We start from the raw sequence: 14,330 nt of genomic DNA, 5'->3' as shown, positions 1-14,330 counted from the left end.
CAGTGATGGACCGGGACGACGTCGACCGCGCGCTGGCGCGGCTCGGCGCGGAGCACGAGGCGGTCGAGACCTCGCTGCTCGCCCTCCAGGACCACGCCGGGCGCCGGCTGCTGGAGGGGGCCGCCCTGACCGGGGTCACGAAGGAGCGGTGGGCGGCCGCCGACGCGGCCGTCACCCGGCTGTGGACGTACTTCGACGCCTACAGCGGGGCGCTGACCGCTGCCCGGAAGATCCGGGAGCGGCGCCGCTGGCCGAACCGCGAGGACCTGGTCGAGCTGACCGAGCGGCTGCGCGGGCCCGGAGTGCTGATCGCCGGGGCGGGCGTGGAAGGCGCGGCCCTCGCCGAGCGGTTCTCGCTCGCCGAGCTGGTGGCCCGGATGAACGAGCTGTACGCGGGCTCGCTGGACGTGGTCGTCGCCGCCGACGCGGTGTGGACCGCGCTGCCCGCCCGGATCGACCTGCTCTCCGCCGAACTGCACCGCACCCGGAACCTGGCCCGCTCGGTGGGGGTGCGCCCGGGCGAACACCCCTCGGGCGACGACCTGGAGACCATCACGGCCGAGCTGACGGAGCTGCGGGCGCGGGTGATCGAGGACCCGCTGGCGTTCTGGCTGCCGGTGGCGGGGAGTTCGGCCCCCGGTGGCGGCCGTCCGGACACCGGGCGTTACGACCGGGCCGCGCTCGCGCTGGAGGACGTACGCCGGGAGGTCGAGGCGGTGCTGACCGTGCGGCAGGACGCCGAGCAGCGGCTGATCAGCCTGCGGGACCTGCTCTCGCGGGCCGACCGGACCCTGGCGGAGGCCCGGACGGCGCGCGTCGAGGTCCTGGCGAAGATCGCGGCGTCGGAGGTGCCGGCCGTGAGCGGCCCGCCGACGGTGCTCCAGGAACAGCTCGCGGCGGCGGCCGAGCACCGGCGCCACGCGCGGTGGCACCGGCTCTCGCCCCTGCTGGATTCTTTGGAGGAGCGGGCGGAGGAGGAACTGCGCAGGGCCCGTGAATCGTTGACAGCGGTGACGGCGCCACTGGCGGTACGGGCCGAACTGCGCGGGCGGCTGGACGCGTACAAGGCGAAGGTGGCCCGGCACGGAATGGCGGAGGACCCGCTGCTGATCGAGCGGTACGACGCTGCCCGTCGGATGCTGTGGAGCGCTCCCTGCGACCTGCGCGTCGCCGAGCAGGCCGTCCTGCGCTACCAGCAGGCGGCGGCCGAGGCGTTGCAGGGCACGGGGACTCCCGGAAAGGAGGGCGCATGAGCCTGATCGGAACGGCGTGCGTTCGCCCCGGCTGCCCGGGGACGTACGAGGACATGGGCGGCGGCGAGCTGTACTGCGACACCTGCGGGCTGGCGCCGATCGGCTCGGTCGCGGCGGGTGCCGAGGAGCTGGTGTCCCCGCCGACGGGGATGACCAGCGCGGCGCGGGGGGCCCTGGGCTCCGGCGGGTCCCGGGGATCGATGGACTCGCAGGGTTCGCACGGGTCCGCGCGTTCCTCGGCCTCGGCGCGGGCGTCTCGGTCGTCGCGGTCCTCGTCCTCCCGGCGCTCGGTGTCGGGGCGGCTGTCGCGCGCGCTGACGGGGGCGGCGTCCACCCGGTCGGTGTCGGTGCGCAGTTCGGGCTCGGGGGCCGCGTCCGCAGGGCGCAGTCGGCTGGGCGCAGGACTGGTCAACGTGCCGGAGGTGCCGCGTCCCGATCCGTCGGCGGCGGTGCTGGAGAACCCGGAGGTGCCCGAGCGCAAGCGGTTCTGCTCGCGCTCGGACTGCGAGGCTGCGGTGGGCCGGGCCCGCGGGGAGCGGCCGGGCCGCACGGAGGGGTTCTGCACCAAGTGCGGCCACCCGTACTCGTTCGTGCCGAAGCTGCGCGCGGGTGACGTGGTGCACGGCCAGTACGAGGTGGCGGGCTGCCTGGCGCACGGCGGCCTCGGCTGGGTGTACCTGGCGGTGGACCGGGCGGTCTCCGACCGGTGGGTGGTGCTCAAGGGCCTGCTGGACACCGGCGACCAGGACGCGATGGAGGCCGCGATATCGGAGCGGCGCTTCCTCGCGGAGATCGAGCACTCCAACATCGTGCGGATCTACAACTTCGTGGAGCACCTGGACCAGCGGACCGGTTCGCTGGACGGGTACATCGTCATGGAGTACGTGGGCGGCAAATCGCTGAAGGAGATCGCGAACGAGCGGCGCCGGCCGGACGGCCGCCGCGATCCGCTCCCGGTGGAGCAGGCCTGCGCGTACGGCATCGAGGCGCTGGAGGCGCTGGGCCACCTGCACAGCAGGAACCTTCTGTACTGCGACTTCAAGGTCGACAACGCGATCCAGCAGCAGGACCAGCTGAAGCTGATCGACATGGGTGCGGTGCGGCGGATGGACGACGAGGAGTCGGCCATCTACGGCACGGTGGGCTACCAGGCCCCCGAGGTCGCGGAGCTGGGCCCGTCGGTCGCCTCCGACCTGTACACGGTGGCGCGGACGCTGGCCGTGCTGACCTTCGATTTCCAGGGCTACACCAACGTCTTCGTGGATTCGCTGCCGGACCCGGAGCACATCGAGGTGTTCGGGCGGTACGAGTCCTTCTACCGGCTGCTCGTCCGGGCGACGGACCCGGACCCGGGTCGGCGTTTCGCGTCCGCGCAGGAGATGGCGGACCAGCTGACGGGCGTGCTGCGGGAGGTGGTCGCCCTGCAGACGGGCCGGCCGCGGCCGCAGCTGTCGACGCTCTTCGGGCCGGAGCTTCGGGTTCCGGACACCCGGCTGTTCGCCGAGGGCGCCGGGGGCGCGCTGGTCTCCCGGCTCGGCTACCGGAGCGGTACGGGGGGCTCCGCCCGAAGGGGCGGCCTCTTCGGGGCCCTTGGCCGCGGCGCATCCGCACGGGCCGGTACGGGTCCGGTGCTGGTGCCCGGCGCGGGCGGTGCGCCCGGGGCGCGGGCCTGGCCGTCCGCTCCGGCGGGCGGGCAGGGCGCGGGGACGCACACCTCCGCAGGCCGCACCCCGCCGGGCGGTACGCCCGCGCCCGGCGCGCCGGGCCCGCAGGGTGCCTGGGCGCACAGTTCCGCAGGCGGTGCCTCGGCGAGCGGTCCGCCGGGGCCGCTCGGTACCACCGCCACGCACGCGGCGGGTGCGCCCGTACCGGGGCCCCGGGCGTCGGCCGTGCCCCAGGCGGCTCCGGCCAGGGGTGCCGTGGCCGTGCCCGTGCTGCCGCCGCCCGCCGCGGGAGCGAGATCGCTCGACGCCCGCGAGACCGCGCTGGCCCTGCCCGTGCCGCTGGTGGACGCGGGCGATCCCAACGCCGGTTTCCTGACCGGCCTGCTGTCCTCCGCTCCGGCCGACCTGCTCGGCGCGCTGGGCTCGGCGCCCGCGGACTCGGCCGAGCTGCGGCTGCGGGAGCTGCGGGCCCGGCTGGAGCTGGGCGAACTGCCCGCGGCCGGAGCCACCCTGGCGGAGCTGGAGGCCCGGCATCCGGACGACTGGCGGGTGGTGTGGGCCCGCGGGATCGCCTCGCTGGCCACCGGTGAGAACGAGATCGCGGCCCTGTCCTTCGACGCGATCTACGACGCCTTCCCGGGCGAGCCCGCGCCGAAGCTGGCCCTCGCGCTGTGCGCGGAGGTGCTGGGCCAGCTGGACAACGCCGCCGAGTACTACCGGCTGGTCTGGATCACCGACCCGGGATTCGTGAGCGCGGCCTTCGGGCTGGCCCGGGTCCAGCTGGCCGCCGGCGACCGCGCCGCGGCCGTGCGCACGCTGGAGTCCGTACCGGAGGCCTCGATCCACTACACCGCCGCACGGGTGGCCTCCGTACGCGCACGTCTGCGCGACCGGTCTCCCGAGGAGGCGCTGCTGCCCGATCTGGCGGCCGCCTCCGACCAGGTGGAGGCGCTGCGGCGGTTCGGGCTGGACCCGGAGCGGCAGGAGCGGCTGGCGGCGGAAGTTCTGGGCTCGGCCCTGGACTGGGTACTGTCGGGTAGCCGGGGTTCCGACTCCGGCCGGACCACGCTGCTCGGCAGTCAACTGGACGAGCGGGGCCTGCGCTTCGGCCTGGAGCGCTCGTACCGCCTTCTCGCACGGCTGGCACAGCGGGGCGAGGAGAGGATCGAACTGGTGGAGCGGGCAAACCGTTTCCGTCCCCGGACGTGGGTGTGATTGATGTCGATGCATCGGCCGTCGGGCTGCCCCAGCTGCGCGGAACCCCTCGAAGAGGGGGACCGTTTCTGCGGTGTCTGTGGCTACGCCGTCTCCGCCGCCCCTCCGGCTCGCCCGGCCGCCTCCGCGGGACGGCCCGCGGCCCCGCCCGCGGTGGAGGCCGCGCAGCGTCCCGCCCCCGGGTGGGGCAGTGTCACCGGCGCGGCCCCGACGCTGGTCGGTGACGCGGGCGGCTGGTCCGCGAGCCCGGCGGAGCAGAGCGCGGCCGCGGCCGCGACGCCTCCGCAGGGCGGCGCGCCCTGGCCCGCGTCCGAGACCCCGTACGGCGCCGGCGCGCAGGGCGCGGCGGACGGGCCCGAGGCCCGGTACGACCTGCGGGCCGCCCCCGGTACGCCGCCGGAGGGCACCCCGTGGGGCCCGTCCGAGGAGCCGTACGCGGCGGGGTCCGGGCCCGCGGCCCCGTACGGCGACGCCCCGCACGGCACCGGCGACGGCGCTCCCCAGCCGGACCCGTCCGAGCCCGGCGCGTCCCCGACTGGCGCGGCTCAGCCCGGCGCGACTCAGCCCGGCGCGGCCCAGCCCGGCGCGTCCCAGCCCGGCGCGGCCCAGCCCGGCGCGGCCCAGCCGGACCCGGCCCGGACCGGCGCCTCCCAGACCGGCGCCGAGGCGGCGGCCGCGGAGCCGCAGGGCGCCGCCGAGGGCGGGAAGACCTGTGTGGCCTGCCGGGCCGGGCGGGTCGACACCGACGGGTACTGCGAGCACTGCGGGCACGCCCAGCCCCGGGAGCGGGACCACGTCGAGGAGGAGCTCGGCAGCGTCGCCGCCGTCAGCGACCGGGGGCTGCGCCACCACCGCAACGAGGACTCCTTCGCCGTGGCGGCCACCGCCCTGCCCGACGGCAGCGCCGCCACCGTGGCCATCGTCTGCGACGGCGTCTCGTCCGCGAGCCGCCCCGACGAGGCCTCGGCCGCCGCGGCCGGCGCCGCCAACGAGGCGCTGCTCGACGCGCTCCCCCGCGGCGCCCACCCCCAGGAGGCCATGCACGAGGCGATCCTGGCCGCCGCCACCGCCGTGAACGCCCTGGCCCCGGAGACCCCGGGCGCGCAGAACGCCCCCGCCTGCACCCTGGTCGGCGCCGTGGTCAGCGGCGGCCTGCTGACCATCGGCTGGGTGGGCGACAGCCGCGCCTACTGGGTCCCCGACGACCGGGCCGCGCTGCCGCGCCGCCTCACCGAGGACGATTCCTGGGCCGCTCAGATGGTGGCGGCCGGTCTGATGGGCGAGGCCGAGGCCTACGCGGACGTCCGCGCGCACGCGATCACGGGCTGGCTGGGGGCGGACGCGTACGACCTCGAACCGCACACGGCCACCTTCAAGCCGGACCACCCCGGTGTGGTCGTGGTCTGCACCGACGGCCTGTGGAACTACGCCGAGTCCGCCCGGGAGGTGGCCCAGGTGCTGCCCGCGGACGCGGCGACCCGGCCCCTGCACAGCGCGCAGGTCCTGGTGGGACACGCCCTCGACGGCGGCGGCCACGACAATGTCACCGTGGCCGTCGTGCCGTTCGCCGCGGTCCCGGACCCGGGCCCGGCCCCGCAGGCGGAGGCCGCACCGGAACCCGGGCCGGCACCGGAACCGGAGCCGCGCGCCCAGGCCTGACCCGCCTGCCCGGGCCCTGCCCGAGCCGTAGGCGGTGTCGTGCCGACCAGGCCGGGCCCGCGGTGCCCGCCGCCGCGCCGTGCCCCTGCCGCGCCCCGCCGGTCGCCGGTGCTCCACGCCGGCTCCCTCCTCGGCCTCGCGATCCACGGCACCAGACCCCGCTCCCCGATCCAGCCCGATCGACCTGACACCCCAAGGAGCCCAACCGATGGCGAACTTCGCCAAGCCGAGCGCCCCGCGCTTCAGCGTGGAGGTGTACCAGAACGAGTTCCTCCCCGAGGGCGGGCGGGACGTCCACGCGATCGTCACGGTCACCTCCACCGGTGGCGCCACCGCAACCCGCGCGGTGGCTGCCCAGGGCTCGGCGGCCGTCGTGATCATGGTCGACTGCTCCGGGTCCATGGAGTACCCGCCGGACAAGATGCGCGGCGCCCGCGAGGCCACGGCCGCGGCCGTCGACACCCTGCGCGACGGCACCTCCTTCGCGGTGATCGCCGGTACGCACGTGGCCAAGGAGGTGTACCCGGGCCAGGGCCGCCTCGCCGTCGCCGACCCCGCCACCCGGGCCCAGGCCAAGGAGGCCCTGCGCGGTCTCACCTCCGGCGGCGGCACCGCCATCGGGACCTGGCTGCGCCTCGCCGACGGCCTGCTGCGCCAGTCCCCCGCCACCATCCGGCACGGCATCCTGCTCACCGACGGCCGCAACGAGCACGAGGACCCGGCCGTGCTCCGCGCCACCCTCGACGCCTGCGCGGGACGCTTCACCTGCGACGCCCGCGGGGTGGGCACCGACTGGGAGGTCAAGGAGGTGACGGGCATCGCCGGGGCGCTGCTCGGCTCCGCCGACATCGTGGCCGACCCGGCGCACCTGGCCGAGGACTTCACCCGCATGATGGAGAACGTCATGGGCAAGGAGGTCGCGGACGTCGCGCTGCGCCTGTGGACCCCGGTCGGCGTGGAGATCCAGTACGTGAAGCAGGTCGCGCCCACGGTCCAGGACCTGACCTCCCGCCGCGTCGAGGCGGGCCCGCGCGCGGGCGACTACCCGACGGGGTCGTGGGGCGACGAGTCCCGCGAGTACCACGTCTGCGTCCGCGTCCCGAACGCGGCCGTCGGCCAGGAGATGCTCGCGGCCCGCGCCACGCTCGTCCTGCCCGGGCCGGCGGGCGAGCCGCCGACGGCCCTCGCCCAGGGCCTGGTGCGCGCGGTGTGGACGAACGATCTGGCCGCCTCCACCGCCATCAACCCGCAGGTCGCCCACTACACCGGACAGGCGGAGCTCGCGCAGGCTATCCAACAGGGGCTGGAAGCCCGCAAACTGGGTGATGTCGACGGCGCCACCGCCAAACTGGGGCGCGCCGTGCAACTGGCGAGCGCCTCCGGGAACGCCGACACAGCGAAACTGCTCGCGAAGGTGGTGGATGTCGTCGACGCGGTGAACGGTACTGTGCGGCTGAAAGCGAAGGTCGCCGATGCCGACGAGATGACTCTTGAAACGCGTTCGACGCAGACCGTCCGAGTGAAGAAGACCTGAGAAGACCTGACGCGATGACGCAGGAGAAGAAGGGGGAAGTGCCGCCATGCCGACCTGCCCGAACGGGCACCAGTCCGCGTCCGACGACTGGTGCGAGGTGTGCGGCCACCGCATGGCCGCGTCCGAGGGCACCGCGGCGCCCTCGTACGGCTACGGCTATCCCCCGGTCCCCGGTGACGCCACTGCCCAGGCCGAGCTCTGCCCGCAGTGCCGGACCCCGCGCGAGGCCATGGCCCCGTTCTGCGAGGAGTGCCGGTACAACTTCCTGACGCGTACGCCGACCCCGTACGCCCCCGCCCCGGAGGCGGGCGTCCAGGGATCCGGGGCCACGCCGCCCCCGCCCCCGCCGCCGCCCGTGTCGGCTCCCGGGGCGTACTCCCAGGACCACTTCGAGTACCAGGGCTCCCGGCCGTCCCGGGTCAACCGGCCGGCCGAGCCGCTCCAGCGCGAGGACGACTGGCTGCTGCCGCCGCCCTCGCACCAGCCTCAGCAGGCGCCGCAGCCGCAGCAGCCTCAGCAGTCGGAGTACCAGCAGGCTCCGCAGCCCCAGTACCAGCAGCAGCCCCCGCCGCAGGAGTACCAGCAGCCCGAGTACCAGCAGCAGTACCAGCCCTTCCCTCCCCAGGGCGGCGCCTGGACCGCGACGATCGGCCCGGACCGCTCGTACTTCATGGCGATGATGCAGCGCAGCGGCCCCGAGGCGGCGAGCCTCAACCTGCCCGCGTACTCCCCGGAGCAGCATCTTCCGCTCACCGGCGGCCAGATCACCATCGGCCGCCGCCGCGCCTCCACGGGCGAGTCCCCGGACATCGACCTGTCGGTGCCCCCGGAGGACCCGGGCGTCTCCCACCAGCACGCGGTCCTGGTCCAGCAGCCGGACCTCAGCTGGGCGGTGGTGGACCAGAACTCCACCAACGGCACCACCATCAACGGCGGCGAGGACCCGATCCAGCCCTACGTCCCGGTCCCCCTCGCCGACGGCGACCGCGTCCACGTCGGCGCCTGGACCACCATCACCGTCCGCCGCGGCTGACTCACCCTTCCCCCAGGGGCCACACGTAGGGCCCCTGGGGATCGTCCAGCCAGGACCACTGGCCCCCGTCACTGACCGTGACCCCGAAGCGTTCGCGCGCCGGGCGGCCCTCGCGCCGCCAGAGGTCCAGGGCCTCGCGGGGGTGCAGCACCCCCGCGGTCAGCACGAGCATGAACTGGAAGCGCTCGTTCTCCACCAGCTCGTACGGGATCGTGTGCATCGCCCAGGACTCGGCGAGCGGCGCCCCGGCCGTGGCCCCGCGCAGCGGGACGAAGTACGCCGAGGTGTGCAGGAAGCGGCCCTCCGCGAAGTCCGGGTCCCGGACCGTGAGCGCGATCAGGCCGGTCGACAGCGGCGCCAGGATCCGCGCCCCGGGACGGCACTGGCCGAGCCAGGCCCGCGGGATCAGCGGCAGCGTGCAGGTCACCATGATCCGGTCGAAGGGGGCCCGCGAGGGACAGCCGCGCGCGCCGTCCCCGGTGACCACGGCCGGGTGGTAGCCGAGCTGGGCCAGGTGGGCCCGTGCCGACTCGGTGATCTCCTCGTCGAGGTCCACGGTGGTGACCAGGTCATCGCCGAGCCGGTGGCAGAGCAGGGCGGCGTTGTAGCCGGTGCCCGCGCCGATCTCCAGCACGTTGTCGCCGTCGTGCACGTCGAGGGCCGTCAGCATCTTCGCCATCAGCGACGGCTGGCTGCTGGAGGAGAGCAGCTCGCCGTCGCGCAGCCGCGTCGCGAGCGGGGTGTCGGTGTATACCCCGCGCAGCCAGCGGGCCCGCTGCTCGGGGTCGGGGTCCTCGGCCCAGAGCCGTTCGTGGCCGGCGCCGCGGCCGGTCCAGAAGTAGGGGACGAAGACATGCCGGGCCACGGCCGCGAAGGCGGCCCGCCAGCGGGGGTCGTCCAGTACCCCGGCGGCCGTCAGTTCCCGCACCTGGGCGGCGTGCGCGGTCTCGCGCAGGTCCCGTACCTCGATGCGTGGGGTGTGAGCGCCCATGTCTCCACTGTCCTGCGGGCGGCCCCCGCAGGCTACCGCGCACGGGCGCGGACCGGTCCTAGGACCTGGGTACTCCGTCCGGGTGTCTGAGACGATGGTCGGGTGAATGAGATTCCGCGGGGCACGCTTCAGGAGCAGACCTTCTACGAGCAGGTCGGCGGCGAGGAGACCTTCCGCCGCCTCGTCCGGCGCTTCTACCAGGGGGTCGCGGAAGACCCGCTGCTGCGCCCGATGTACCCGGAAGAGGATCTCGGTCCGGCCGAGGAGCGGTTCACGCTGTTCCTGATCCAGTACTGGGGCGGACCCACCACCTACAGCGAGCACCGCGGGCACCCGCGGCTGCGGATGCGGCACGCCCCGTTCCAGGTGGACGCGGCGGCGCACGACGCCTGGCTGAAGCACATGCGGGTGGCCGTGGACGAGCTGGGCCTGGCGCCGGAGCACGAGGCGCAGCTGTGGAAGTACCTGACGTACGCGGCCGCGTCGATGATCAACACGTCGGGCTGACCCGACGGCTTCGGCGGGATCGGACCGGGCGGGCTGGGCCAGGCGGGGCCTGACCGGGCGGGACCAGACCAGGCGAGACCCGGCCGGGGCGGGATCAGACCGGGCGGACCTGGAAGGCGCCCAGGCCACTGGTGCTGCCGGGGCGGCGGGTGGCCACGGAGCCGTACGGGGTCCGCAGGCGCAGCCAGGTCCCGGCGGCGAGCAGCGCGACGGGGACGGGGGCGCCGCTGCCGGGGGCTCCGGCGTGGACGGCGGACCGTATCGGCCGCAGGAAGCCCAGGGACTGCGCGGCGTGCGCGGCGCGCAGCGGGAGTTCGGTGTCGCCCAGCGTCCGGGACCAGATCTCACGGCCGATGCGGTCGCGCTCGGAGCGGGTCCGGTGCTGCACGGGCAGGGCCTCGTCGCGGGCCCGGAACTCGGCCACGGCTGCCGACACGGCCACCCGTATCTCATCGGGGCCGGGCAGCCCGGGCAGCTGCCGCCAGCCGCCGCGGGGCGGGAGCAGCCCGGCCCAGGGGGGTCCGGTGACCGGCCCGGGTACGACGGCTCCGGCCGCGGCCTCGTCGACGGACTCCAGCAGTTCGCCCGCGGAGACGGTCACGTCCAGCGGTGTGCCGACGGGTGCGGCGAGCCGCACCGTACGGATCGCCAGGACCTCGAAGGACGGCGGACGCCCGAAGACCGCGAGCGCGCCGCCGCCCACGCCCTGCGGCGTGGGAGGTGCCGCCTGAAGGCGGACGGCGGCGGCGCGGTCGTAGTGCACCAGCCGGCCCAGGAAGGCCGCGAGGTCCGCGGCCTCCCCGGAGTCGGCGAAATGCAGCGCTTCGGTCATGCCGCGAGGCGCCCTTCGCGGGCCTTGGGCTGGTCGAGGTACTCCTCCAGGAAGTGCCTCTCCTCGGCCGTGATGCGGCGGGGCCGCCCCTCGGCGAGGTTGTACGGGACGACCACGGTCTCGGCGCGCACGTAGACCGTCTCGGGCGCGTCCTCGGTCGCCTCGTCCTTGACCTCGTAGCGGATGGTCAGGGACGCGGCGCCTATCCGGGTCACCCAGGACTCGATGAGGACCGGCTCGTGACGGTGCACGAGGGGCAGCTTGTAGTCGATCTCGTGGCGGGCCACGACGGAGCCGCCGGTGAAGGACTCGCTGCCCTCCCCCGGCGCGAGGCGGAACATGAAGTCGATCCGCGCCTCCTCCAGATAGCGGAGGAAGACGACGTTGTTGACGTGCCCGAAGGCATCCATGTCCGCCCAGCGCAGGGGGCACCGGTAGTGGTGTCTGGCCATTTTTCCGGCCTCAGCCTCGGGTGAGCTTCTTGTAGGTGGCACGGTGCGGGCGGGTGGCGTCCGCACCGAGGCGCTCGATCTTGTTCTTCTCGTAGGACTCGAAGTTGCCCTCGAACCAGTACCACTTGGACTCACCCTCGTACGCGAGGATGTGCGTGGCGACCCGGTCGAGGAACCAGCGGTCGTGGGAGATGACCACGGCCGCACCGGGGAACTCGAGCAGGGCGTTCTCCAGGGAGGAGAGCGTCTCGACGTCGAGGTCGTTGGTGGGCTCGTCGAGGAGCAGCAGGTTGCCGCCCTCCTTGAGCGTCAAGGCCAGGTTGAGGCGGTTGCGCTCACCACCGGAGAGGACACCGGCCGGCTTCTGCTGGTCCGGGCCCTTGAAGCCGAAGGCGCTGACGTACGCGCGGGACGGCATCTCGACCTGGCCGACGTTGATGTAGTCCAGCTCGTCCGACACGACCGCCCAGAGGGTCTTCTTGGGGTCGATGTTGGCGCGGGACTGGTCGACGTAGCTGATCTTGACGGTCTCGCCGACCTTGATGGCGCCGGAGTCCGGCGTCTCCAGGCCCTGGATCATCTTGAACAGCGTGGTCTTGCCGGCGCCGTTCGGGCCGATGATGCCCACGATGCCGTTGCGGGGCAGGGTGAAGGACAGGTCGTCGATGAGGACCTTGTCGCCGAAGGCCTTCGAGAGGTTGTTGACCTCGACGACGATCGAGCCCAGGCGGGGGCCCGGCGGGATCTGGATCTCCTCGAAGTCCAGCTTCCGCATCTTGTCCGCCTCGGCCGCCATCTCCTCGTAGCGGGCCAGACGTGCCTTGGACTTGGTCTGACGCCCCTTGGCGTTGGACCGCACCCACTCCAGCTCTTCCTTGAGGCGCTTCTGGCGCTTCTCGTCCTTGCGGCCCTCGACCTTGAGACGGGTGGCCTTCTTCTCCAGGTAGGTGGAGTAGTTGCCCTCGTACGGGTGGGCACGGCCGCGGTCGAGCTCGAGGATCCACTCGGCGACGTTGTTCAGGAAGTAACGGTCGTGGGTGACGGCCACGACGGCGCCCTTGTACTGCGACAGGTGCTGCTCGAGCCAGTTCACCGACTCGGCGTCGAGGTGGTTGGTGGGCTCGTCGAGGAGGAGCAGGTCCGGGGCCTCGATCAGCAGCTTGCAGAGCGCCACGCGGCGCTTCTCGCCACCGGAGAGGTTGGTGACGGGCCAGTCGCCGGGCGGGCAGCCCAGGGCGTCCATGGCCTGCTCGAGCTGGGCGTCGAGGTCCCAGGCGTTGGAGTGGTCCAGGACTTCCTGGAGCTTGCCCATCTCGTCCATGAGCGCGTCGGTGTAGTCGGTCGCCATTTCCTCGGCGACCTCGTTGAAGCGCTTGAGCTTGGCCATGATCTCGGCGGCGCCGTCCTGGACGTTCTCCAGGACGGTCTTCGACTCGTCGAGCTTGGGCTCCTGCATGAGGATGCCGACGGTGAAGCCGGGCGAGATGAAGGCATCGCCGTTGGACGGCTGCTCCAGGCCCGCCATGATCTTCAGAACGGTGGACTTACCGGCGCCGTTGGGGCCGACCACACCGATCTTCGCGCCGGGCAGGAAGTTCAGGGTGACGTCATCAAGAATCACCTTGTCGCCGTGCGCCTTGCGCGTCTTGCGCATGGTGTAGATGAACTCAGCCAAGAGAAACCGTCCGGCAGATCGATGGGTGGGCAGATACACCCCATCTTGCCAGGCGTCCATACCTCGGGGGAAACGCGTATGGTCATGGCCCCTGAACTGGGCTCCAGCCACAGGGGTACCTGACCGTCCTGGCCGTCATTGGTCGTCGTTGGCCGTCCCCGGGCGCCCTCCGACGGCCCAGGGACGGCCCAGCGGCAATCAGCCAGGGTCCCGTTCTTGCAGGTGACAGGCCTACACCCGGCGATCCGGCGGCCCCAGCGAGACCAAGGCATCCGCCACTGCCTGCATGTCCCAGATGATGGCGTCGGCCCCGGCGTCAGCCAGGGTCGACCGCTTCGGCAGCTTGTTGGCGAATCCGATGCTCCGAGCACCGGCAGCCCTGGCCGCCTCGACGTCGGTCACCGCATCCCCGATGAGGACCGTTTCTGCGGGCTCGACACCCAGTGCGCTCGCGGCGGTGAGGAGCGGATACGGCGCTGGCTTCATGAGGTCCGGTCGGAGGCTGGGCCGTCCGATGACCTCGTCCACCACTCCCGCGAGGCCATTGATCGCCAGGAATTCGATCACGCAGTCGGCAGAGTTGTTGCTGACCACGGCGATGTGGCACTTCGCATCCCGTGCCGCGTGAAGCGCCTGGACGGCCCCCTCCACCGGCGGCCCAGCAACCTTGACCGCACGGAGTTCCGCTGCGGTCAGAGCGTCCTCCACCACCCCGAGCAGCGTGGTGCCACCCTCCCGGGAGATCCGGTGCACTTCCATGGGGTCATCCGTCGCGCCAGCCCGCTCCCCGAGGTGTGGGGCGTGCTGGGCGACAAGATCCGCCAGCTCCTCCGCGACGCCGGGCGCCGGCAGTCCACGGAACACATCGCAGATGGGTCCGTCGAAGTCGAAGAGGACCGCGCGGGACGCGCTGAGCACGTCGGTCAGGGCCTCAGAGGGTGGCTGCATCAGCGTCCCTCGCGATCGTCTCCCAGATGCTGTCAAACCACATACGGGCCTGCTCGACCTGCTGAGCACCGCCCGAGGAGTCGCCATCGTTGATCGAGTGGTGGAAGAGGATCGTGTCCTTGCCGACCAGGTCGAAAATCTCGATGGCCTCGCCCTGCGCGACCACCTTGTTGGGCCGGATCGGGTAGTACCCGAAGAAGGCGTCCTCGTTGTTGACCACGTAGAGCTTGAAGAACTGCGTACCGCTGTGGACACGAACGTTGACACTGCTCTCCTGCACGAGCCCAAGGTGGCTGAGCTCGCTTATGGCATCCGAGATGCTGCGCGTATAGCCGACCATGATGTCGTGCATGCGTGTGCGGAGCCTGGGATCATCCGCGCAGTCCTCGCGCCGCACGGGAGCGGCCTGCGGTACCGCCATATCCGGCACAAGGATGCGAATGCGGATGCTCGTCGGAGTGAGGCGCCCGATGCGGATCTTGTCGAGCGGCTCTTGCAGCGCGCCATGCAGCGTCTCGCTGGAGAAGCCCGCGAAATCGATCGTCACGTTCCGGCTGGCAAAGGCCT

General features: G+C 73.1%; 12 protein-coding genes. 6 read left to right on the top strand and 6 right to left on the bottom strand.

The window, feature by feature from the left end:
* Window positions 1-5: 5 nt before the first annotated feature.
* The 5 genes from OG447_RS12985 (at window position 6) to OG447_RS12965 (ending at window position 8,358) form a co-directional block, all read left to right on the top strand.
* Window positions 6-1,253, top strand: coding sequence for a hypothetical protein (locus OG447_RS12985; protein ID WP_266936644.1), 1,248 nt, complete (start codon window positions 6-8; stop codon window positions 1,251-1,253).
* Complete coding sequence (locus OG447_RS12980; RefSeq protein WP_266936643.1) at window positions 1,250-4,132, top strand: serine/threonine-protein kinase; 2,883 nt, start codon at window positions 1,250-1,252, stop codon at window positions 4,130-4,132. Before OG447_RS12985 ends, OG447_RS12980 begins: the two co-directional genes overlap by 4 nt.
* A 3-nt stretch (window positions 4,133-4,135) precedes the next feature.
* Window positions 4,136-5,791 (top strand): protein phosphatase 2C domain-containing protein, encoded by a 1,656-nt coding sequence (locus OG447_RS12975; RefSeq protein WP_266936642.1) that lies wholly within the window; start codon window positions 4,136-4,138, stop codon window positions 5,789-5,791.
* A 208-nt stretch (window positions 5,792-5,999) separates the two neighbouring features.
* On the top strand, window positions 6,000-7,325 hold the full coding sequence (locus OG447_RS12970) for a VWA domain-containing protein (RefSeq protein ID WP_266936641.1): 1,326 nt from the start codon (window positions 6,000-6,002) through the stop codon (window positions 7,323-7,325).
* Between the two features lie 46 nt (window positions 7,326-7,371).
* Complete coding sequence (locus tag OG447_RS12965; RefSeq protein WP_266936640.1) at window positions 7,372-8,358, top strand: FHA domain-containing protein; 987 nt, start codon at window positions 7,372-7,374, stop codon at window positions 8,356-8,358.
* Between the two features lies 1 nt (window position 8,359).
* Here the strand turns inward: OG447_RS12965 and OG447_RS12960 are convergent, their stop codons facing one another.
* Entirely contained in the window at window positions 8,360-9,349 is a 990-nt protein-coding gene (locus OG447_RS12960) for a methyltransferase domain-containing protein (protein ID WP_266936639.1), read from the bottom strand.
* Between the two features lie 102 nt (window positions 9,350-9,451).
* Here OG447_RS12960 and OG447_RS12955 point away from each other — a divergent pair, with 102 nt between their 5' ends.
* Window positions 9,452-9,856: a globin gene (locus OG447_RS12955; RefSeq protein WP_266936638.1), complete on the top strand. Its 405-nt coding sequence runs from the start codon at window positions 9,452-9,454 to the stop codon at window positions 9,854-9,856.
* Window positions 9,857-9,950: 94 nt separating this feature from the next.
* Here the strand turns inward: OG447_RS12955 and OG447_RS12950 are convergent, their stop codons facing one another.
* The 5 genes from OG447_RS12950 to OG447_RS12930 form a co-directional block, all read right to left on the bottom strand.
* Window positions 9,951-10,688, bottom strand: coding sequence for a hypothetical protein (locus tag OG447_RS12950; RefSeq protein ID WP_266936637.1), 738 nt, complete (start codon window positions 10,686-10,688; stop codon window positions 9,951-9,953).
* Window positions 10,685-11,140 (bottom strand): thioesterase family protein, encoded by a 456-nt coding sequence (locus OG447_RS12945; RefSeq protein ID WP_266936636.1) that lies wholly within the window; start codon window positions 11,138-11,140, stop codon window positions 10,685-10,687. The genes OG447_RS12950 and OG447_RS12945 overlap by 4 nt, the downstream gene beginning before the upstream one ends.
* 10 nt (window positions 11,141-11,150) lie before the next feature.
* The gene (gene ettA, locus OG447_RS12940) at window positions 11,151-12,815 is read right to left on the bottom strand and encodes an energy-dependent translational throttle protein EttA (protein WP_266936635.1); all 1,665 of its coding nucleotides are present in this window, start codon (window positions 12,813-12,815) and stop codon (window positions 11,151-11,153) included.
* Window positions 12,816-13,046: 231 nt separating this feature from the next.
* The gene (locus OG447_RS12935; RefSeq protein ID WP_266936634.1) at window positions 13,047-13,763 is read right to left on the bottom strand and encodes an HAD family hydrolase; all 717 of its coding nucleotides are present in this window, start codon (window positions 13,761-13,763) and stop codon (window positions 13,047-13,049) included.
* A complete protein-coding gene (locus OG447_RS12930; RefSeq protein WP_266936633.1) occupies window positions 13,747-14,310 on the bottom strand; it encodes a hypothetical protein in 564 nt (187 codons plus the stop codon). The genes OG447_RS12935 and OG447_RS12930 overlap by 17 nt, the downstream gene beginning before the upstream one ends.
* Window positions 14,311-14,330: the final 20 nt, after the last annotated feature.

This window comes from Streptomyces sp. NBC_01408 (assembly GCF_026340255.1).
GTDB lineage: Bacteria > Actinomycetota > Actinomycetes > Streptomycetales > Streptomycetaceae > Streptomyces.
This window is presented reverse-complemented; position numbering and strand designations above follow the sequence as displayed.